The organism is Streptomyces sp. MA5143a (assembly GCF_900290235.1).
Classification (GTDB): domain Bacteria; phylum Actinomycetota; class Actinomycetes; order Streptomycetales; family Streptomycetaceae; genus Streptomyces.
In genome coordinates, this window is sequence record NZ_OLMK01000073.1 from 1 (window position 1) to 21,426 (window position 21,426).

Genomic DNA, 21,426 nt, shown 5'->3' on the forward strand with positions numbered 1-21,426 from the left:
AAGATCTTCATCAGCCTTCTAGGCGCTGTCCGGTATCGGCAACGGCCGCTTCTCGATCGCCGCCGCCATCACCTCCGGGAACAGGTCGGGCGTACAGGCGAACGCCGGTGCGCCCAGGGCGGAGAGGGCCGCCGCGTGCTCCCGGTCGTACGCCGGCGCCCCCTCGTCGGAGAGCGCCAGCAGCGTCACGAACTGCACCCCGGACGCCTTCATCGCCGCCACCCGCTTCAGCATCTCGTTGCGGATCCCGCCCTCGTAGAGGTCGCTGATCAGCACGACCACCGTCTCCGCGGGCCGGGTGATCTGCGACTGGCAGTACGCGAGCGCCCGATTGATGTCCGTGCCGCCGCCGAGCTGGGTGCCGAAGAGGACGTCGACGGGGTCGTCGAGCTGGTCGGTGAGGTCGACGACCGCCGTGTCGAAGACGACGAGCCGGGTGCTGATGGACCGCATCGACGCGAGCACCGCCCCGAACACGGACGCGTAGACGACCGACGCCGCCATCGACCCCGACTGGTCGATGCAGAGGATGACCTCCTTCTTCACCGACTGCGAGGCCCGCCCGTACCCGATGAGCCGCTCGGGCACGACCGTGCGGTACTCGGGCAGGTAGTTCTTCAGGTTCGCCGCGATCGTGCGGTTCCAGTCGATGTCGTGGTGGCGCGGCCTGCTGACACGGGCGCTGCGGTCGAGCGCACCGGTGAGGGTGGCCCGGGTGCGGGTCGCGAGCCGCTTCTCCAGATCCTCGACGACCTTCCGCACGACGGCCCGCGCCGTTTCCTTCGTCGTCTCCGGCATGGCCTTGTTGAGGGAGAGCAGGGTGCCGACGAGGTGGACGTCGGCCTCCACCGCCTCCAGCATCTCCGGCTCCAGCAGCAGCGTGGACAGACCGAGGCGGTCGATCGCGTCGCGCTGCATGACCTGGACGACGGAGGAGGGGAAGTACGTCCGGATGTCCCCGAGCCACCGCGCCACCGACGGCGCCGACGCCCCGAGCCCCGCCGATCGGTCCCTCCCCGTCTGCGGTTTGTCCCCCTTGCCGTACAGCGCGGTCAGTGCCTGGTCCATCGCCGCGTCCCGGCCGCCGAGCGCGCATCCGGTGCCGTCGGCCGAGTCCCCGCCGAGCACCAGCCGCCAGCGCCGCAACCGTTCATCGGCCGCACCCCCACGCGCCCCCTCCACGGCCCCCTTCGTCCCCTTCTGGGCCCCCAGCACCTCGTCCGCGGTCCCCGTCACCTCGTCCGCGATGCTCTTCGTCCCGTCCGCGATCCCCCGCACGGTCATCCGCGCACCCCCGTACGAGGCCGGGCCCAGAGCGGCATCACGGGCACCGTCGTGGTCGGCCGGTCACCCGACCGGGGCCCCGGCGCGTGGCCGTGGCCGTCCCCGGCGGCCACCACTTCCGCCGCCCGCCCCGTCCGCCTCAGTCCGTCCGTCGTCATCCCGCCACCCCCGCAAGGTCGTTGTCGTCGATGCGGGCCCGGTCGTCGTCCAGGCCCAGCAGCAGCCGTACCACCGGCAGGACCGCGTCCGCGCGGTCGTGGTCGAGGTCGGCCGCGAAGCCCGGTGCGCCGGATCCACCTGCGGCCGCCGCGCTGCCCCGCCCGGGTCCGCGCCGCACCAGCTCGCCGAGCGTCCTGCGCACCCCCGGCTCGTACGCCGAGAACGTCCGCCGCAGCAGCGGCAGTACGTCCGTGAACGCGTCCCCCGGCACTCCGGTCAGCCAGGTGTCCACCAGCCCGAGGAGCCGTTCGTCGTGGACCAGCAGCATGCCGCCGCCCGAGCCACCGCCGACGAACCCCTCGATCCACGCCGCCGCGTCGGCCGGGGCCGTGCCCGGCGACAGGACGAGTCCCATGAGCCGGGCCGCCTCGTCCTGCGCCAGCTCCCCGTCGTCCAGCAGGAGCCGGACGGCCCGGCCCCGGATCACGCCCGGTACGGTGTCCCGCCCGGAGAGCACCCGCAGGACGGAGTGCCAGCGGACCCGCAGGTCACCGTGGCCGGCGCCGACGGCATCGGCCAACAGCCCCACCGCTGCGTGTACGGCGTCCACATGACCGCGCATCTCCTGTGCCGCCTCCGCGTCGAGCGCGGCGCAGGCCGGCGGCAGTCCGACGAAGATCCGCTCGGCGAGCCCTGCGGCGACCTCGGTGAGCGCCCGGGAGTCGGTGGCGCGGACGTCGCCGTAGCGCAGGGACCTGACCAGGGCCGGGAGCGCCTGCGCGAGGTGGGCGACATCGGCGTCGAGGGCGGCCCGATCGGCGAGGACCCGCATCACCACGGGCAGCGCGTCGGTCAGTTCGGCCAGCAGGCAGTGCTCGGCGAGCGCGGTGATGTCGGCGAGCGACCGGGCGGAGACCGCGTCCGCCTCGGCCTTCGCGGTCGCCGCCGCGAGCACCGTGGTCCCCCACACCCCGGCCTCGGCGACGCGCACGGCGAGCTCCGGCTCCCAGCGCAGCCGCCAGGTCTCCCGGAACGTCCCCGTGCTGCTCCGCGACACGGCGGGCTCGCCCCAGGCGACGCCGAGCAGTCGCAGCCGGTGCAGGAGACGGCTGCGCTTGGCGTCGTTCTCCTTGCGCAGGTCGAGTTCCAGTTCCCGTTCCAGCGCCTCCGGCTTGAGCCGCAGGCGCCGCTGGAGCCGTGTCAGGTCCCGTTGGAGCGGCACGGCCGGGGCCGCCTCGGGCACCTCCCCCAGCACGTCCCCGACCACCAGCCGGTCGTGCACCAGGGACAGCGGCACGTCCGAGCCCTCGCACATCACGGCCCGTACGGCGTCGGTGGTCTCGGTGAGGCCCGGAAGGGGGCGCCCGCGCATCGCGGCGAGCGTCTCGGCCAACCGCACCGCCTCGATGACATGCGCGGAGGACACGACGCGGTCCTCCTCGCGCAGCAGGCCGGCCACCTTGGTCAGCCATCGCTCCACGGGACGGTCGGGCGCGCCGAACAGGTGCCCGTACCAGCCCGGTGAGTCGATCCCCGCGCCGTAGCCGCTGGCCCGGGCCAGCCGTCGGTGCGTCCACGGCACCCAGGTCATGTCGGCCTTGACCTTGGGCAGCCCCTTGAGCAGGGCCCGGTCGGCGGCCATGGTCCGCTTCTCCCGCAGCGCGGGCACGTGCCAGGCGCCGCACACGACGGCCACCTCGTCGTCCCCGAACTCCTTCTGGGCGGCCCGCATCTGCAACCGCATGTACGCCTCGCGCACGGAGTCGCGGTCGTGCCCGCCGGTCGCCTCCCCCTCGCGGAGCGCGCCCATGGCCTCCTCCAGCGCGGTGAACGGCGCGAACGCGTCCCCGCCCGTGCCCCGGTGCTCGACGACGTCCTCCCACCAGCGCTCCGGGTCGTCGTATCCGGCGGCTTCCGCGAGCGCGGCCAGAGGATCGACCCGAACCGTGTCCGCCGCGGACCCCGGGCCGTCGTCCCCGGCGTTCTCGTCGGCTGCTTCGCCGGCGCCTTGCCCGGTCCGCTCCTCTGCCGCGTCCGGGACGGTGTCCCCCTGTGCCTGCCGGGCCGGCTCCTCCGCGGCCGAGGTGGGTCCTTCCGGTTCGGTCGCCGGGGTGGCCTCCCTCCCCCAGGCCAGCGTGTGCGTCGCCGGGAGGTCGATGAAGCGGGCGGGGACCTCGTGCTCCAGGGCCCAGCGGATGGCCACCCACTCGGGGGAGAACTCGGCGAGGGGCCAGAACGCGGAGCGGCCGGGCTCGTCGACCGCGTGGGCGAGGAGGGCGACCGGGGGCCGCATGTCCTCGTCGGCGGCGAGCGGGATGAGGGTGTCCGCCTCGGGTGGCCCCTCGATCAGCACGACTCGGGGGCGGGCCGCCTCCAGCGCGGCCCGCACCGCCCGCGCCGAGCCGGGCCCGTGGTGCCGCACACCGAGGAGCAGTGGTCCTGCGCCGGACGGCCGTGGGCTGTCCGGGCGCTCGTCCTGGGCCGTCACGCGCTCACCTCGCGGCAGGCGCGGTAGAAGTCCGTCCAGCCGTCGCGCTCGCGGACGACCGCTTCCAGGTACTCCTGCCAGATGACGCGGTCGGCGGCCGGGTCGCGGACGACGGCGCCGAGGATGCCCGCGGCCACGTCGGAGGGGCGCAGCACGCCGTCACCGAAGTGGGCGGCGAGTGCGAGTCCGTTGGTGACGACGGAGATCGCCTCGGCGGTGGAGAGTGTGCCGCTGGGCGACTTCAGCTTCGTACGGCCGTCCGTGGTGACGCCGTCGCGCAGCTCGCGGAAGACGGTGACGACGCGGCGGATCTCGTCGATGCCGTCGGGCGCGGTCGGCAGGTCGAGGGAGCGGCCGATCTGGTCGACGCGGCGCGAGACGATCTCGACCTCGGCGTCGGCGCTCTCCGGCAGCGGCAGCACGACGGTGTTGAAGCGGCGGCGGAGGGCGCTCGACAGGTCGTTGACCCCGCGGTCGCGGTCGTTGGCCGTGGCGATGAGGTTGAAGCCCCGCACGGCCTGCACTTCCTGCCCCAACTCCGGGATGGGCAGGGTCTTCTCGGACAGGATCGTGATCAGGGTGTCCTGGACGTCCGCCGGGATACGGGTCAGTTCCTCGACGCGGGCGGTCATGCCCTCGGACATGGCGCGCATGACGGGGCTGGGCACGAGGGCGTCGCGGCTCGGGCCGTGGGCGAGGAGCTGCGCGTAGTTCCAGCCGTAGCGGATGGCCTCCTCCGGGGTGCCGGCGGTGCCCTGCACGAGGAGGGTCGAGTCGCCGCTGACGGCCGCCGCGAGGTGCTCGGAGACCCAGGTCTTGGCGGTGCCGGGCACACCGAGCAGCAGCAGGGCGCGGTCGGTGGCGAGCGTGGTGACGGCGACCTCGACGATGCGGCGCGGGCCGACGTACTTCGGTGTGATCACCGTGCCGTCGGGGAGCGTCCCGCCGAGCAGGTAGGTGGCGACCGCCCACGGCGACAGCTTCCAGCGGACCGGGCGGGGCCGGTCGTCCTGGGCCGCGAGCGCGGCGAGTTCTCCGGCGAAGGCGTGCTCGGCGTGCGGGCGCAGTTCCTCGCCGCCCGTGGGCGCGCCCTGCACGCGCGCATCCGTGTGCGCATCCGTATGCGCATCCGTGTGCGCGTTCGCGGGCGCGGACTGGTCGTGGCTCGGGTCGACAGTGGTCGTTTCTACGGACGCAGGCATGGCTGAGTCCCCCTCCAGCTCGGCCGGTTCGGATCTGCTGACCACGATGCACCACGCCACTGACAATCCAGTCTGACCTGCGGAAATCCAATGGCGCAAGCCAATTGTCAGTGGTGGGATCTACCTTCGAAACATGACTCAGCAGGGGGTGCGCTGGACGGCTGAGCAGGTGCTGGCACTGGCACCTGACGCAGCCTCGCGCAAAGCCGGAAGCAAACTCGCCGCGGCCGGACCGTGGTCGCAGGCGGGCACTTCGGACGAGGGGACGGTGTGGGGACTGTGCAAAGGCAGTGGCAGCAAGCCGTATCAGACTGTGGTCGACGTCGCGGACTCATCCGGGCCCGCGTACAAGTGCAGTTGTCCGAGCCGCAAATTCCCGTGCAAGCACGCGCTGGGACTGCTGCTGCTCTGGGCGGGCGACGCCGGTGCGGTGCCGCCTGGGCAGGCACCGGACTGGGCGGAGCAGTGGCTGGAAGGCCGCCGCAGGCGCGCAGCGGAGAGGACGACGAGGACGGGCGCGGCATCTGGGGCCACGTCCGCTGACCCCGAGGCGGCGCGGCGCCGGGCCGAGCGGCGCGCCGAGCGCGTCACCGCGGGCGCGACCGAGCTCGAACAGCGCCTGACCGACCTGCTCCGCGGCGGCCTCGCCGCCGCGGAGCAGGCGGGGTACGGGCTGTGGGAGGAGACGGCCGCCCGCATGGTCGACGCCCAGGCACCCGGACTGGCCGCGCGCGTGCGGGAGTTGGGCGCCATACCGGGATCGGGCGCGGGCTGGCCGGTCCGGCTCCTGGAGGAGTGCGCCCTCCTCCACCTTCTCGACCAGGGGTGGCTGCGCCGCGAAAGCCTCCCGGAGGGACTCGCGGCGACGGTCCGCTCCCGTGTCGGCCTGCCGGGCTCGGCGGACGGACCGCCGGTCCGTGACCGTTGGCTGGCCCTCGCCCAGTACGACACGTCCGACTCCCGCCTCACCACCCGCCGGATCTGGCTCCACGGCGCCGAGTCGGGCCGTACGGCGCTGCTCCTGTCGTACGGGGCCGCCGGCCGCGCGCCCGAACTGTCGCTGCCGGTGGGCCTGGCCTTCGAGGCGGAGGTGTCGGCGTACCCGGGCGGCGGGCAGCTCCGAGCGGCCCTGGGCCAGCGGTTCACCGCGCCCGCGCCCGCGGAGATCCGTCCGCCCGGAGTCAGTCCGGCCGAGGCGGCGGCCCGTTACGGCGAGGCCCTGCGGGACGACCCATGGCTCGACTCGTGTCCGGTGACGCTCGCCCGGGTGATACCCACGCCGGACGGCGACTCCTGGCAATTGGCGGACCCGAAGAGCGACTTGGCCCTCCCCCTCACGGCGTCCGCCCGCTCACGCCCCGGCCTGTGGCGCCTCGTCGCCCTGTCCGGCGGCGCCCCCGTCACGGTCTTCGGCGAATGCGGCCACCGGGGTTTCACTCCGCTGACGGCGTGGCCGGAGGACCCTGCAGGACAGGCGGTGGCCCTGTGCTGAGAGAAGCCGACACCGCGCCCACCGGCACCGGCACCGGCACCGATACAGGCACAGGCACAGGCACAGGCACTCGCACTCGCACTCGCACTGGCAACAGCCGACCGACCGGCCCGGCCCACCCGGCCGTCCCCGTACGGAAGGAACCCTCATGACCAGCACGTCGACCGCGCAGGCGGGGCACGCCTGGGAGGAGCTCGTCACGACGGCGCTCCTCGGGACGGACCGCCGTACGCCTCCGGTGTCGGAGTCCGGCCGGGAAGCGCCCGTGGCCCTGCTCGACGCGGCGGCGGTGGAGACCGTCCGGCGCAGGGCGGGGCTACGGCCCGTGCGGGCGGCGGCGGGACCGCTGCCCGCCGCACCGGACGGACGGCCGCCGCTGCCGCCGGCCGCGGCTCGCCGGCTGGCGACGCTGCTGACGGACCGGCCCGGCACGGGTGGCGGCCGTCGCGGGACGGCGCCGGATCTGATGGAGCTGTTGCCCCAGTGGTTGGCGCTGGCCAACGCGCACGGATACGCGGCACCACCGGAGACGCTGCCCGCGCTGCTCGACGCGGCGCGCGGCCGTACCGATCTACGGACAGCCGCCCTGACTTTCGCGGGCACGCGCGCGTTGTGGCTGGCCCGGTTGAACACGGACTGGCGTTTCGCGTTGCGGGCCGCGCCGGGTGGTGGTTCAGCGCTGCCCGGCCCGGACGAGCCGGAGCGGTTGCGACGCCTGTGGCAGGAGGGTCTGTTCGCCGAACGGGTGGCGCTCCTCACCGCCCTGCGCGCCCAGGACGCGACCGCCGCACGGGAGTTGCTGGCCTCCACCTGGTCGACGGAACGGGCGGAGGACCGGCTGATGTTCCTCGACTCGCTCCGGACGGGACTGGAGGCGGCGGACGAGCCCTTCCTGGAAACCGCGTTGTCCGACCGCAGCCGCAACGTGCGTTCCACCGCGGCCGAGTTGCTGTCCGCGCTCCCCACCTCGGCTCTGGCCGAGCGGATGGCGCGGCGGGCGACGGCGTGCGTGGCGGTGGACCGTACCGGCGACACGCCCACGATCGTGGTCGAGGCACCGCACGAGTGCGATCCCGGCATGGAACGGGACGGCGTCCAGCCGAAGGCTCCGGCCGGCCGGGGCGAACGGTCCTGGTGGCTGGGCCAGTTGGTGGAGGCGGCCCCGCTCGACGCCTGGTCGGCGCGGCTCGGCGGCCGTTCACCGGAGGAGGTGGTGGCGCTGCCGGTCGCGGACGACTGGCAGGCGGAGCTGCACGGCGCCTGGTGCCGGGCGGCGGTACGCCAACGCGATCCGAACTGGTCGAGAGCCCTGTTGGGGGCTCCCGTCACGCCCGAGGCGGGCGGGCCGGGAGCCGTGTCGCTGGCCGAGCGGGCGAAGCTGCTCGCCACCTTGGACGCCGAGGAGCGGGCCGAGTGGGTGGCCGGGTTCATCGGGACGCACGGCCTGTCGGAGGCGTTCCAGTTGCTCGGGGTGTGTGATGTCCCGTGGGCTCCGCCGTTGGGCCGGGCCGTGGTGGACGCCCTCGACATCGCGCGGGACGCCGGAAGTTACCCCTGGAGCTTCAGCGGGGTGATGGGCCTGGCGGAGAGATGCCTGGACCCCGACGAGGCCGCCCGTCTCGAACCGCTCGCCGCGGCGACGGAGGAACCGGAGGACGCGGCGCCCGGCGCCGGGGGTTACTGGGCCGAGGCGTTCCAGCGCCTGGCGACGACGCTGCGGTTGCGCGCGACGATGAGAGCGGAGTTGGCTCCGCCGGGCAGGGTGGGCGCCTCGTAGCTCGGGGCTGCGGGTTCAAGGGCGAGTGCGGGTGGGGTGGGGTGGAGGGTTTCGCACAGTTCCCCGCGCCCCTGAAAAGCGGGGACTGCGCCCCACGCTTTCCCCCGCTACCGCACAGCCGCCCCCTCTTCCCCAGGGGGTCCTGGGGGCGGCAGACCCAGCGGGGCGGTTACGCGCCTGCCGGCTGTCGGACGTTCGCCCGGACCCAGTCCACGATCGACGCCGTCGTCGCCCCGGGCGTGAAGATCTCGGCGACGCCCTTCTCCTTGAGGGGCGCGATGTCGGCCTCGGGGATGATGCCGCCGCCGAAGACGAGGATGTCCTCGGCGTCGCGCTGCTTGAGGAGATCGATGACGGCCGCGAAGAGCGTGTTGTGGGCGCCCGAGAGGATGGACAGGCCGATCGCGTCGGCGTCCTCCTGGATCGCGGTGTCGACGATCTGCTCCGGAGTCTGGTGAAGGCCGGTGTAGATGACCTCCATACCGGCGTCGCGCAGCGCCCGCGCGATCACCTTGGCCCCGCGATCGTGGCCGTCGAGTCCCGGCTTGGCCACCACCACGCGGATCGGACCGGCTGCCACACCCATCACTGCCTCCATGAAACGACTACACCCATCCGTAACAGAGCACGGCCGTCATTACCGCACGTACCGCGAAAACCGCACATATCACTACCCGCCGCACCGGGTATGTCCGCATGCCATCCGTTCCGTGGAACAGCTACCCGCACCACATACCGGGGAAGTGAACGAACGTTATCCCCAGCATCCCGCAACCGGCAGTTTCGCGGTGGAGACCGAGGGGGAAATCACACGATGGGACACGTTCGCCGCGCACCGTTCCCGGTTCTCGCGGCTCACGCGTCGCGGGGATCGAGGTGCCACGGCAGCCGTGCCGGGCACCTCAGCCCCCGTGCCGCGCGCGCCGTGAACGGGAGCGGGCGCACAGGAAGGCCGTCAGCAAGGTGTCGCACCACCCTCGCCGTTCACGGGAGCCACGGCGAAGGAGGATCGACACCGGCGGACGGCGGACGGCAGGACAGCGGGGCCAGAAGGAGGATCGACGGCTCCCGTAGCGTCATCGACGCCTCACGCGTCGCGGGCGCACCACGCGTTGCAAAGATCGGAGGCATCCGGACACCCCGGATGTACGCGGACGCACCAGGCGCCGCAGACGATCAGGCTTCGCGTCCACGCCGCCCGCCAACCGCGCCGCGGGCCTTCCACTAGGGCATACGGGGGACGCCGGCCGTCCGACCGTCTGCCGACGGGAGGGTCGGGCATGAAGGTCACCAGGGCGGCGGCGCCCCTTCTTCCGCTCTGCGAGCGACTCCTGCCCACAAGACTGACCGGCCTCTCGGTCGCCCTGCTCAAGGCGACCGCCCTGGAACTGGCGATCCTCGCCGGACACCTGCTGCTCTACCCGTCCGGGATCATCCAGGAGCGCCGGACCACGCCCGCGCCCCCTTCGGCGGACGCGCCCCGCCTGCCGACGGAGGACAAGCCTCCGGTCGTGCTCCTGCACGGATTCATCGACAACCGCTCGGTGTTCGTCCTGCTGCGCCGCGCCCTCGCCCAGGACGGCGGCCGGCACCTGGAGTCCCTCAACTACTCGCCTCTGACCTTCGACATCCGCGCCGCCGCCGAGTTGCTGGGCCGGCACATCGAGGACATCTGCGAACGCACGGGCCGGGAGCGGGTCGACGTCGTCGGGCACAGCCTGGGCGGGCTGATAGCGCGGTACTACGTGCAGCGGCTCGGCGGCGATCGCCGCGTCCGTACACTCGTCACGCTCGGTACCCCGCACGGCGGCACCCAGGTCGCGCCCCTCGCGAACGCGCACCCGATCGTCCGGCAGATGCGGCCGGGCTCGGACGTGCTGGAGGAGTTGCGCGAGCCGGCGCCGGGCTGCCGTACGCATTTCGTGGCGTTCTGGAGCGATTTCGACCATGTGATGGTTCCGGTGGAGACCGCCTGCGTCGACCATCCGGACCTCATGGTGCGCAATGTCCAGGTCACCGGCATCGGCCATCTCGCGCTGCCCGTGCACCCCACCGTCGCCGACGAGATCCGCCGGGCGCTGGACGCGGCCCCGACGGCAACCCGCCCCGCCGCCCGCCCCGGTGGCCTGACGGTGGCGTGACGATGGCGTGACAACAAGGGGCACATCGGCGTAAACCCGGCGCACTTCCGCACGCCCCCGCCGTGCGCCGGATCCGCGACACCCTTCCGCTCAGCATCCACGCGCCCCACAGGCGACTTGCCCGCGCATCGGGGAGTGCCCGAAACCCCGGAAGTCGGCCGCCCCACAGGCCCCACACACCCGCCAGTTATCGAACAAACTTCGAACGCAAAGCCAAACTCGTACCCATAGACCGCCGAAAGACGCTCGAATGCCCGTTTCCTACGACCGTGAAACCCGTTGAAGATTGTCGCGCCCGCGTACCGCCGGGTACAGTCACCGCACTGCTCTGCCAGCCCCTGTCGTCGAGGCGAAAGAGAAGTTGGTGAACGATCGTCACCCGTCGGGGACCGCAACATCCCCGGCTCCGGCCTCCGATGCCGACCCGGCGCACTACGCGTCGTACGGCCACCAAGGAGCCGGTTACGGCGACTTCACCACGTACGGCGATTACTCCGCCACTGGTTTTGACTCCGGCACGGGTGCCCAGGCGAACGCGACCGGAACCTTCGAGACCGACCCTCTTTTCGGCGACCTTCCGGGCAACGACGCGGGCACCGGCTCCTACGACGCCTCCCAGTGGTCCACGGGCAGCGACCAGACGCTGAACTACGACCCGTACGCCGCGCAGCACCAGGCCGCGTACGACACGGGCAACTACGACTCGACGGCCTGGTCCTCCGGTTACGAGCACCTCGCCCAGGTCCCGGGCCAGTCGCAGGGTCCGGATGCCAGCGGCCAGTGGGACGCGAGCGGCTGGCTGCAGGCCGAACAGCTCGGCCAGAACGATCAGTTGGACGCCGACCAGACCCAGCAGTGGGTCGGGGTGCAGCACTTCGCGACGGGCGTGTTCGACGCCACGCAGTGGAACACCGACGGCACGCAGACCTCCGACGAGCACGACGGCGGCGCCGCCGAGTCGTACGACCACGGCGACAGCGCCCCCGAGGTACCCGACGGGCACGAGCACCCCTCCCCCGAAGCCATGGAGTTCGCCCAGCAGGCGACCGCCACGTTCGAGCAGCTCGCCCCGTACGACGACGATCAAGCCCTCTCCGGTGACGGCGAGTCCGAGCCCGGCGGCGCCGCGCTCCTCGACGACCAGGAGGAGGTCACCCCGAGCGCCACGGCGAGCCCGGGCCGGGCGGCCGCTCGCGCGGCCTCGCGGTCCCGTCGTCGCGCTCCGGCCAAACGTTCCGCCCTGCTGACGGTGGCCGTTCCCTCGGCGTGCGTCATGGGTGTCGCCGGTATCGCGGCGGCCTCGGTGGGCATCGGCGGGGGCGAGACGGAGACGACCGCGGCCACCAAGTCGGACGCCACCGCCGTGAAGCCGTCCGCCGCCAACAACCAGCTCGACACCCAGCTGGAGAGCCTGTCCGCCCAGGCGGACGACTTCGCCGACCGGGCAAGCCGCACGCAGGAGCGCATCGACCTGAAGGCCCAGCAGGAGCTGGAGCAGAAGAAGGCGGCGGCCGAGGCGGCCCGCAAGGAGCGGCTGCGGCCGAAGTTCGCGCTGCCGGTCGCCAAGCACGGGCTCAGCGCGTACTACGGGCAGTCCGGTGTCAACTGGATGTCGCTGCACACCGGTATCGACTTCCCCGTCTCGTACGGCACGCCGGTGATGGCCGCGACCGACGGTACCGTGCGCACGCAGTGGAATCCGGCCTACGGCAACATGGTCATCGTGACCGCCAAGGACGGCACCGAGACCTGGTACTGCCACCTCTCCACGTACAAGGTCGCCTCCGGCGCGACGGTCCAGGCCGGCGATGTCATCGCCTACTCGGGCAACTCGGGCAACTCGACCGGCCCGCACCTGCACTTCGAGGTCCACCCGGCGGGCGGCTCGGCCATAGACCCCCTGCCGTGGCTGCGCAGCCACGGACTGGATCCGACGTAGCCGTCGCCGATCGGCGTCAAGCGGCGTACCGGGCGAGATCGAGCCAAGCCGAACAAGATCAGGAACGAGAACCGGGCCCCTACTGAGCAGGGGCCCGAGCCATGTCACCGGAGGGGCGGAGGCGTGCCGCCGGCGGCGGAGACGTGCCATCGAAGTCGGAGGCTCGTCGCCGAGCCTCCGACGGGTCTCGTTACAGCTTCTCCACCGGCGCGTACCGCAGCAGCAGCCGCTTCGGCTTGGCGTCGCCGAAGTCGATCGTCGCCTCCCCGTTGGCTCCCGTGCCCTTGACGGCGATGACCGTGCCGAGGCCGAACTGGTCGTGGGTGACGCGGTCACCGACGGCGAGGGAGACCACCGGCTTCTCGTTGGTGCGACGGGTGGCGAAGCCGGACGCGCCCGAGGCGGAGGAACGGGAGCGCGACGACGACAACGACGACGCGATCCCGCCGACCGGCCCCGAGGACATCGGTGCGGAGCCGCCCTTGCGCTTCCACTCCAGGTAGCTCGCCGGGATCTCCTCCAGGAAGCGGGACGGCGGGTTGTACGACGGCTGCCCCCAGGCGCTGCGCATCGACGACCGGGTGAGGTAGAGCCGTTCCCGCGCGCGGGTGATGCCGACGTAGGCGAGGCGGCGCTCCTCCTCCAGCTCCTTGGTCTGGCCGAGGGCACGCATGTGCGGGAAGACGCCGTCCTCCATGCCCGTCAGGAAGACGACGGGGAACTCCAGGCCCTTGGCGGTGTGGAGGGTCATGAGCGTGATGACGCCCGAGCCGTCCTCGTCCTCGTCGGGGATCTGGTCGGAGTCGGCGACCAGGGCGACCCGCTCCAGGAACTCGGCGAGACTGGCGGGGGTCGCGCCCTCGCCTTCCGCCGCGCCGGCCTCCTGCTCGAACTCCAGGGCCACCGCCGCGAGTTCCTGGAGGTTCTCGATGCGGGTCTCGTCCTGCGGGTCGGTGGACGCCTGCAACTCGGCCAGGTAGCCCGTGCGTTCGAGGACCGCCTCCAGGACGGTCGCGGGGCCGGCGCCGGACTCGACGACGGTCCGGAGGTCCTCCATGAGCGTGTTGAACCGCTTGACCGCGTTCGTCGACCGGGCGGCCATGCCGTACGCCTCGTCGACGCGCTTCAGTGCCTGCGGGAAGCTGATCTTCTCGCGCTGGGACAGGGCGTCGATCATCGCCTCGGCACGGTCGCCGATGCCCCGCTTGGGGACGTTGAGGATGCGGCGCAGCGGGACCGAGTCCTCCGGGTTGGCGAGAACGCGCAGGTAGGCCAGGACGTCCCGGACCTCCTTGCGCTCGTAGAAGCGGACGCCGCCGACGACCTTGTAGGGCAGGCCGACGCGGATGAAGACCTCTTCGAACACACGGGACTGGGCGTTGGTCCGGTAGAAGACGGCGACGTCGCCGGCCTTCGCGTGGCCCGCGTCCGTGAGGCGGTCTATCTCGTCGGCGACGAACTGGGCCTCGTCGTGCTCGGTGTCGGCGACGTACCCGGTGATCTGCGCGCCGGCGCCCGCGTTGGTCCACAGGTTCTTGGGGCGGCGGGACTCGTTGCGCTCGATGACGGCGTTGGCGGCGGAGAGGATCGTCTGCGTCGAGCGGTAGTTCTGTTCGAGCAGGATCGTCGTCGCGTTCGGGTAGTCCTCCTCGAACTGGAGGATGTTGCGGATCGTCGCGCCGCGGAAGGCGTAGATCGACTGGTCGGCGTCACCGACGACGCACAGCTCGGCGGGCTGGAGGTCGTACTCGCTGGGGGGCACGTCGACGGGGTGCTCGGAGGTGCCGACCAGCTCCCTGACCAGGGCGTACTGGGCGTGGTTGGTGTCCTGGTACTCGTCGACGAGGACATGACGGAAACGACGTCGGTAGTGCTCGGCGACATCCGGGAAGGCGCGCAGCAGATTGACCGTCGTCATGATCAGGTCGTCGAAGTCGAGGGCGTTCGCCTCGCGGAGGCGGGACTGGTAGAGCGCGTAGGCCTGGGCGAGGGTCTTCTCGAAGCCGTCGGTGGCCTGGGCGGCGAAGTCCTCCTCGTCGATCAGCTCGTTCTTCAGGTTGCTGATCTTGGCGCTGAAGGACTTGGGCGGGAAGCGCTTGGGGTCGAGGTCCAGATCACGGCAGACCAGGGCCATCAGGCGCTTGCTGTCGGCGGCGTCGTAGATCGAGAAGGAGGAGGTGAAGCCCAGCTTCTTGCTCTCGCGGCGCAGGATGCGGACGCAGGCGCTGTGGAAGGTCATGACCCACATCGCGTTCGCCCGCGGCCCGACGAGCTGCTCGACGCGCTCCTTCATCTCGCCCGCGGCCTTGTTGGTGAAGGTGATCGCGAGGATCTGGCCCGGGTGGACGTTCCGCTCGCCGAGCAGGTGGGCGATGCGGTGGGTGAGCACACGGGTCTTGCCGGAGCCGGCACCGGCCACGATGAGCAGGGGGGAGCCGGCGTGCACGACGGCCGCGCGCTGGTTCTCGTTCAGCCCGTCCAGCAGGGCCGCCGCGTCGATCGCGGGGCGTGGGGCGCCGTCGCGGTAGTAGGTGTCCCGGTCCGGCGGCACGTCGAACTTCCCGCCGAACAGATCGTCCGGAATCGACTCCGGCGCATGATCGTCCTCGGGCGGCGGCGGAGGTTCCTCGCCATGGCCGCGGGGGGCCTGGAGGTCCGCCAGGAAGCTGTCGTCAAAGAGGCTGCTCATCGCTCTCCGAGTCTAGGCGCCCCCACTGACAGCGAGGGGCCGCCCCGGGAAGTCCGTGCGGGCACGCTCCGAGCCGCGCCCCACGGAGCCGTCGGCCACCGGTCGCGCCCACCTCATCACGGTGAGCGATCGAACGTAGCACCTGTCGTGTCCGCGAGGCCAAGGTCACGAAAACGTATCGGGCATATCGAACATCAACCTTCACACGGACCACACCAGTTGGCTAGCGTCTTGGGTCAGGCCGTACGACCCAACCGGCGAACGTCGCCGGGCCGCACGGCCTCCGCCGAGTCCGGTGCGCCTCTCCACGGCAGCCGGAGCCGGGGACCCACCGACCTCTGGGGTGAATCGACCCGTCCGCCGCACGCGGCGAGGGCCGTAGGGCAAACCTTCCGAAAGCTTGCGCCCGAACCCGACAGCTAACTCGGTAGGCGGACTACGGAAGGAGTCGCCGAACCATGGCGCCGCACCGCAAGCCGCGTCCGACCGGCCGGACGCGCGCGGGCATCCGCACCCCCGCTCTCGCCACCGCCGCCCTCACCTCCGTGGCCCTGCTCTCCCAGACGGCCACCGCCGCCCCCTCGACCGACGACAAGCCGAGTCTGGAGGAGGTCGAGAAGAAGGTAGGCGACCTCTACCGCCAGGCGGAGACGGCGACCGAGAAGTACAACTCGGTCAAGGAGAAGACCACAAAGCAGAAGAAACAGGTCGAAAGTCTCCTCGACGACGTCGCGAAGCGGACAGAAAGGCTCAACGAAGCGCGCGAGGAGCTGGGTTCGTACGCGGCCGCCCAGTACCGGACGGGCGCGGCCGCACCCGACACGGCGGCCCTGCTCCTGGCGGACGACCCGCAGGAGTACTTCGCCCAGAACCAGTTGATGGACCGGCTGACGGACCGCCAGCAGGAGGCCGTCGAGGGGTACGTCGCGCAGCAGGCGGAGACCTCGCAGCGGCGCCAGGAGGCGTCCGAGGGCCTGGAGCAGCTCACCGAGTCGCAGAACGCCCTCAAGTCCAGCAAGGCCAAGGTCCAGGCGAAACTCGCCGCGGCCCGCGAACTGCTCTCCCAGCTCACCGCCGAGGAGAAGGCCCGGCTCGCGGACATCGAGCAGCGGAAGCAGGAGGAGGCCGACCGCAAGGCGGAGGAGCTGGCACGGCAGCAGGCGGCGGCCGAGTCACGGGCCGAGTCGGCCCAGGAGACACAGGAAGCCCCTCAGGACACCTCCACCTCCCCGTCCACGCCTCCGTCCCCGTCCACGCCTCCGTCCCCGTCCCCGTCCCCGTCCACCGAGACCACGACGACGGTCGACGACTCGGCCTACGCCACGAAGGCCGCCAAGGCCCTCGCCTTCGCCCGCGCGCAGATCGGCAAGCCGTACGTCTGGGGTGCCACCGGCCCCGGGTCCTACGACTGCTCCGGCCTCACCCAGGCCGCCTGGAAGGCCGCCGGTGTCGACCTCCCCCGCACCACCTACGACCAGGTCAACGCCGGTACGACCGTCGCGCTCTCCGCGGCCCGCCCCGGCGACCTGATCTTCTTCTACGACAACATCGGCCACGTCGGCCTCTACATCGGCAACGGCATGATGATCCACGCCCCGAAGCCGGGCACCTACGTCCGCGAGGAGTCGATCTTCTACGACGGCGAGTCCTCCATCCACAGCGTGGTGCGGCCGGCGTAACCGTACGGCCGGCTCGCCGGGGAGGCGGGCCGGCTCAGGTCCAGAGCACCGCGATGAAGATGTTCGCCATGGTGAGTGCGCCCACCAGCCCGAACAGCGACTTGTCCACCGTCTCCTCGTCACGCTTGACGTACACCAGCCCCAGGATCACGACCAGCAGCGCCATCTTGATGCCGATCTTGATGTTGTTGACGGGCTGGTCGTCCGCCTGGTTGAGGCCGACGAGGATCGCTCCGGTGATCAGCATGGTGAGCGCGCCGTGCAGCATGGCGGGGACGAAGCGGGCGGTGCCCTGGCCCATGGCCTTCATCTGGGTGAGGAAACCGCCGAGGAGAGCGGCGATCCCGATGATGTGGAGCGCGACGAAGAGGTGGATGAGTACGTCCATGGGCGGAGCCTAATGAGGAGGCGACGACCGGCCGGGCACCGGATGGCGGGGTGCTGCCCCTCTCCGGCGTGAGGTGCCGCCGAGGGCGGAGGACTGCCGGGCGCGGGGAGGCTTCCGGGGGTGAGGGCTTCCGGGTGCGGGGGCTTCCGCATGTGGGCCAGGCCCCTGCGACGCCGCAACCGGTGAGGGCGGGATCGATCTTGCATATATGCGCCCCATAGCACCGTCGTGCCCCGCCCGGCCGGGAATCGCCGCATCGGTCATCGCGCAGCGTGATTGCGGCGACGCCAGGACGAGATCACGGTCACATACGGTCACCTCGCGGTCGGTGCGCGCCACTTCCGTACAACGCGTTACCGGCTCGACACAGTCAGGTTTAGCGTCCTCCCTCAGGTGACCGGCTCCCCACCGCCGCCCGGGCCAGGGGCGGCAGTCGGACACCACCGCCGAGAAAGTCCGGCGGCGTCCCGCTCCCCCCTGTGCGGGCCGCCGCCGGATGCGTCACCGCTCCCCCAGGCGGTCTGTGCGCTCCGACGTACGGACGGCGGTCGTACGAGAGGACATGGAGTCCCACGTGGCAGCGCACCGCAAGCCCAGACAGCGCTCGCTCGGCGGCCCGACGGTCCGCACGGCCGCGACTCTCGCGCTCGCCGGCGCGGCGACCGCGACCGGTTTCGACGGTACCGGGCACGCCGACCCTCACCTCACGCCCGAGCAGATCAAGGCGAAGGTGGACAAGCTGTACGAGGAGGCGGAGGTCGCCACCGACAAGTACAACGGGGCCAAGGAGAAGGCCGACAAGGCGCAGGAGAACCTGGAGGTACTGCGCGACCAGGCGGCCCGCCGCACCGACCGGCTCAACTCCGCCCGCGAGCAGCTGGGTTCGCTGGCCACCGCGCAGTACCGGACCGGCGGCATCGACCCGTCGTGGCAGCTGGCGCTCTCCGGTGACCCGGACCAGTACCTCGGCAACGCCGCCCTCGCCGAACGCGTCGGCAACCGGCAGGCGGCCGATGTGGCAGGCGTACGGCAGCAACTGCTGGAGATCGAACGACTCCGCGGGGCCGCCCGTGTCGAACTGGGCACCCTCAGGACCAAGCAGCAGGAGGTCAAGCGGCACAAGAAGACGGTCACCTCGAAGTTGACCGAGGCACGGCGGCTCCTCGACCGCCTCACGCCCGAGGACCGCACCCGTCTGAGCAGCCCCGGCTCCGGCACCGGCCATGCCTCGCGCTCCGCCCCCTCGTCCCCGCGCACCGTCACCGGCCCGGTCTCACCGGCCTCCTCCGCCTCCGACGCCCCCAATCCCCGGGCCGCCTCGGCCGTTTCCTACGCGTACTCCAAGCTCGGCAGCCCGTACGTCTGGGGTGCCACCGGCCCCGACGCCTTCGACTGCTCAGGCCTCACCCAGGCCGCCTACCGCTCCGCCGGTGTCTCCCTCCCTCGCACCACCTACGGCCAGATCGGCGCCGGCCGCCGCGTCTCCCGCGCGGAACTGCTCCCCGGCGACCTGGTCTTCTTCTACTCCGGCATCAGCCATGTGGGCATCTATGTGGGCAACGGCCAGATGATCCACGCCCCGAACCCCTCCGCCCCGGTTCGCGTGGCCCCCCTCGACGAAATGCCGTTCACCGGCGCCACACGGGTGGCCTGAGCGAGGAGTGAGGGCGGTGTGAGCGAGGAGTGAGCGGGCCCCCGCGGCAGGGCGCCGCAGCCGGTGGCGTGGCGGCAAGGGCCTGGCGGCGCGGCGGCAAGGGCCGCGGGAGTCGGAGGTCGGGGGTCCGGGGTCGGGGGTCGAGGGGCAGGCCGGAGTCGAGAGGCTGGCCGATCCGTCGGGCGCGTACGGGACCGAGGTCCCGTCGCCCTCGGCCGCTCAGCCTTACACCAGCCGTCGTGCTGTCGCCCATCTCGTCAGCTCATGCCGGTTGGAGAGCTGCAACTTGCGGAGGACGGCGGAGACATGGGACTCCACGGTCTTCACCGAGATATAGAGCTGCTTGGCGATCTCCTTGTACGCATAGCCACGGGCGATGAGACGCAGCACCTCACGCTCACGCTGGGTGAGGCGGTCCAGGTCCTCGTCGACGGGCGGGGCATCGGTGGAGGCGAAGGCGTCGAGGACGAAGCCGGCCAGCCTCGGGGAGAACACGGCGTCCCCCTCCTGGACCCGGAAGATGGAGTCGACGAGGTCGGTGCCGGTGATCGTCTTGGTGACATAGCCCCGTGCGCCGCCCCGGATCACGCCGATGACGTCCTCCGCCGCGTCCGACACGGACAGCGCCAGGAAGCGAACCGGTCGTTCGGTGTCCGCCATCAACGCCGAACAGCGACGCAGGACTTCCACCCCACCGCCGCCGGGGAGGTGGACGTCCAGGAGCACCACCTCGGGGCGAGCGCTCGTGATCACCGAGACCGCCTGGTCGACGTCAGGAGCCTCCCCGACGACCTCGACCCCCGTACGCTCCGTCTGCCCGATCTCGGCCTGCACTCCCGTACGGAACATACGGTGATCGTCGACGAGCACGACCCGAACATGCCGCCCCGGACCGGACACCGCGGCCTCCGGCTCTCCCCCGGCCACGGGCCCGCCGGAAGCACCGGAAGCGGACACGTCGGAAGCCGACGCATCGGAGACATCGGCGTCCCCGAACGCCCCCCGACCCGCGTCCTCCCCCTGCCGGCCACCAGCGGGTCCGGGACCGGGTTCCTGCGCGGCCCGGTCGCCTCCCCGGCCCACGGTCGGTTCCGTGCCGGAACCGCTCTGCCCGGCAAGGTCGTTCGGCTCGTTCGCGTCACTCATGACGTCGTCTCCGCCCTCTCCATCTCCAGCTCGACCTCCGTGCCGCCGCCCGGTACGGCGCGGAGCCGTGCCGTACCGCCGTTCCGTTCCATGCGGCCGATGATCGATTCTCTGACGCCCATGCGGTCGGCGGGTATCGCGTCGAGATCGAAGCCGGGACCGCGGTCACGCACGGACACGAAGACCGTCCTTCCCTCGACCTCGGCGAAGACCTGTACGGCGCCGCCCTCGCCACCGTACTTGGCGGCGTTCACCATCGCCTCGCGCGCGGCCTGCATCTGTGCGGTCAGTCCCTCGTCGAGGGGGCAGTCGCCGACGACGACCACTTCTATGGGCACTCCGTGCTTGTCCTCCACCTCCGCGGCGTTGCGCCGCACGGCCTCGGCGAGGGTGTCGGGCTCGTCGTCCTCGTCCTTTCCGGTGCCCTCGGGTTTGTACAGCCAGTTGCGCAGGTCGCGCTCCTGGGCGCGGGCCAGGCGGCGGACCTCGTTGGGGTTGTCCGCGTTGCGCTGTATCAGCGTCAGGGTGTGCAGCACCGAGTCGTGCACATGGGCCGCGACCTCCGCGCGTTCCTGGGCGCGGATGCGCATCAGGCGCTCCTCGGAGAGGTCCTGGGTCATCCTGACCAGGTAGGGGCCCGCCAGCAGCGCTATCCCCACGAGGACCGCGAGCGCTGCCTGAAGCACCGAGCCGAGGTGGGCGGCGGAGCCTTGCAGGACGAATATCCCGGAGACGCCGGCGGTGACGAGCAGGACTCCGGCCACCGAGCGGAGCAGGGTGATGGTGCGCCGGCGGCGGCCGACCTCGGCCCAGCGTGCACGCCGGGCGTTGTCCGCCTGGCGCCAGACCAGGGCCACACCGGCGGCGACCAGCACCGTCGGCCAGAGATACGCTCGGGCGCCGTCCCCCAGGTTCACATTGCCGACGAAGACCATGGCCACGACGACCATGAGGAGAAGAGCGACGATCTGGCCCCGGTCGGGCCGGCGCGCCACGAGTCTGCGGCGGCCGTCGGGTGAGGTCTCGGTGGTGATGGCCGAGGGTCGCTGGTTGTCGACCCCGCCGACGCCGAGCGGCACGAAGAACCAGAACGCCGCGTACACCAAAGCGCCCAGGCCGTCCGCCGTGAACAGGCCGACGAACACGAGCCGGACCCAGATCACGGGCAGCCCGAGATGCCCAGCGAGCCCTCGCGCCACTCCGCCGAGCCAGCGACCGTCGCTGCTGCGGTAGAGCTTGCGCGGGGGCCGCGGAGTGTCGATGGGCAGTGCTGCGGCTTCCGGCATGCCATCGATGTTCACACGCACGGCCGATCGAGGCATCAGGGTCCATCCCCGAGACGCCCCTGATCTTCGGCGGAGCCATGATCGAACGCATCCCCGGGTGGA

At 71.8% G+C, this 21,426-nt stretch carries 14 protein-coding genes and 1 riboswitch; of the genes, 6 read left to right on the top strand and 8 right to left on the bottom strand.

Features of this window, described 5'->3' with window-relative positions; translation table 11 throughout:
- Positions 1 to 18: 18 nt before the first annotated feature.
- The 3 genes from SMA5143A_RS29160 to SMA5143A_RS29170 all read right to left on the bottom strand — a co-directional run bounded on the left by SMA5143A_RS29160 (position 19) and on the right by SMA5143A_RS29170 (position 5,133).
- Entirely contained in the window at positions 19 to 1,284 is a 1,266-nt protein-coding gene (locus SMA5143A_RS29160; RefSeq protein WP_258193796.1) for a vWA domain-containing protein, read from the bottom strand.
- 154 nt (positions 1,285 to 1,438) lie between these two features.
- Positions 1,439 to 3,931, bottom strand: coding sequence for a DUF5682 family protein (locus SMA5143A_RS29165; RefSeq protein WP_258193797.1), 2,493 nt, complete (start codon positions 3,929 to 3,931; stop codon positions 1,439 to 1,441).
- Positions 3,928 to 5,133, bottom strand: coding sequence for an ATP-binding protein (locus SMA5143A_RS29170; RefSeq protein WP_107465917.1), 1,206 nt, complete (start codon positions 5,131 to 5,133; stop codon positions 3,928 to 3,930). The genes SMA5143A_RS29165 and SMA5143A_RS29170 overlap by 4 nt, the downstream gene beginning before the upstream one ends.
- Positions 5,134 to 5,266: 133 nt before the next feature.
- Between SMA5143A_RS29170 and SMA5143A_RS29175 the strand changes: the two genes are divergently transcribed.
- On the top strand, positions 5,267 to 6,625 hold the full coding sequence (locus SMA5143A_RS29175; RefSeq protein ID WP_107465806.1) for an SWIM zinc finger family protein: 1,359 nt from the start codon (positions 5,267 to 5,269) through the stop codon (positions 6,623 to 6,625).
- Between the two features lie 148 nt (positions 6,626 to 6,773).
- Positions 6,774 to 8,402 (top strand): DUF5691 domain-containing protein, encoded by a 1,629-nt coding sequence (locus SMA5143A_RS29180; protein WP_107465807.1) that lies wholly within the window; start codon positions 6,774 to 6,776, stop codon positions 8,400 to 8,402.
- Between the two features lie 169 nt (positions 8,403 to 8,571).
- Here the strand turns inward: SMA5143A_RS29180 and SMA5143A_RS29185 are convergent, their stop codons facing one another.
- Positions 8,572 to 8,988, bottom strand: a complete 417-nt coding sequence (locus SMA5143A_RS29185; RefSeq protein ID WP_055517099.1) for a cobalamin B12-binding domain-containing protein — start codon at positions 8,986 to 8,988, stop codon at positions 8,572 to 8,574.
- A gap of 694 nt (positions 8,989 to 9,682) precedes the next feature.
- Between SMA5143A_RS29185 and SMA5143A_RS29190 the strand changes: the two genes are divergently transcribed.
- Together SMA5143A_RS29190 and SMA5143A_RS29195 are read left to right on the top strand one after the other, a co-directional pair.
- Positions 9,683 to 10,543, top strand: coding sequence for a lipase family alpha/beta hydrolase (locus tag SMA5143A_RS29190; protein WP_107465808.1), 861 nt, complete (start codon positions 9,683 to 9,685; stop codon positions 10,541 to 10,543).
- 364 nt (positions 10,544 to 10,907) lie between these two features.
- The gene (locus SMA5143A_RS29195; protein WP_258193798.1) at positions 10,908 to 12,482 is read left to right on the top strand and encodes a M23 family metallopeptidase; all 1,575 of its coding nucleotides are present in this window, start codon (positions 10,908 to 10,910) and stop codon (positions 12,480 to 12,482) included.
- A gap of 190 nt (positions 12,483 to 12,672) precedes the next feature.
- Here the strand turns inward: SMA5143A_RS29195 and pcrA are convergent, their stop codons facing one another.
- Positions 12,673 to 15,171: a DNA helicase PcrA gene (gene pcrA / locus SMA5143A_RS29200; protein WP_107465810.1), complete on the bottom strand. Its 2,499-nt coding sequence runs from the start codon at positions 15,169 to 15,171 to the stop codon at positions 12,673 to 12,675.
- 274 nt (positions 15,172 to 15,445) lie between these two features.
- Positions 15,446 to 15,620, top strand: a riboswitch (cyclic di-AMP (ydaO/yuaA leader).
- A 9-nt stretch (positions 15,621 to 15,629) separates the two neighbouring features.
- Between pcrA and SMA5143A_RS29205 the strand changes: the two genes are divergently transcribed.
- On the top strand, positions 15,630 to 16,850 hold the full coding sequence (locus SMA5143A_RS29205; RefSeq protein WP_107465811.1) for a C40 family peptidase: 1,221 nt from the start codon (positions 15,630 to 15,632) through the stop codon (positions 16,848 to 16,850).
- Between the two features lie 34 nt (positions 16,851 to 16,884).
- On the opposite strand, the gene SMA5143A_RS29210 is transcribed toward SMA5143A_RS29205, so the two are convergent.
- Positions 16,885 to 17,238: a hypothetical protein gene (locus SMA5143A_RS29210; RefSeq protein WP_099969639.1), complete on the bottom strand. Its 354-nt coding sequence runs from the start codon at positions 17,236 to 17,238 to the stop codon at positions 16,885 to 16,887.
- 574 nt (positions 17,239 to 17,812) lie between these two features.
- Between SMA5143A_RS29210 and SMA5143A_RS29215 the strand changes: the two genes are divergently transcribed.
- Positions 17,813 to 18,892, top strand: a complete 1,080-nt coding sequence (locus SMA5143A_RS29215) for a C40 family peptidase (RefSeq protein ID WP_107465919.1) — start codon at positions 17,813 to 17,815, stop codon at positions 18,890 to 18,892.
- A gap of 225 nt (positions 18,893 to 19,117) precedes the next feature.
- Here SMA5143A_RS29215 and SMA5143A_RS29220 read toward each other — a convergent pair whose 3' ends face one another.
- Together SMA5143A_RS29220 and SMA5143A_RS29225 are read right to left on the bottom strand one after the other, a co-directional pair.
- Complete coding sequence (locus SMA5143A_RS29220) at positions 19,118 to 20,038, bottom strand: LuxR C-terminal-related transcriptional regulator (protein ID WP_375136555.1); 921 nt, start codon at positions 20,036 to 20,038, stop codon at positions 19,118 to 19,120.
- Positions 20,035 to 21,324 carry an ATP-binding protein gene (locus SMA5143A_RS29225; RefSeq protein WP_240496784.1) on the bottom strand — a complete coding sequence of 430 codons (1,290 nt, stop codon included), beginning with the start codon at positions 21,322 to 21,324 and terminating at the stop codon, positions 20,035 to 20,037. Before SMA5143A_RS29225 ends, SMA5143A_RS29220 begins: the two co-directional genes overlap by 4 nt.
- Positions 21,325 to 21,426 lie beyond the last annotated feature (102 nt).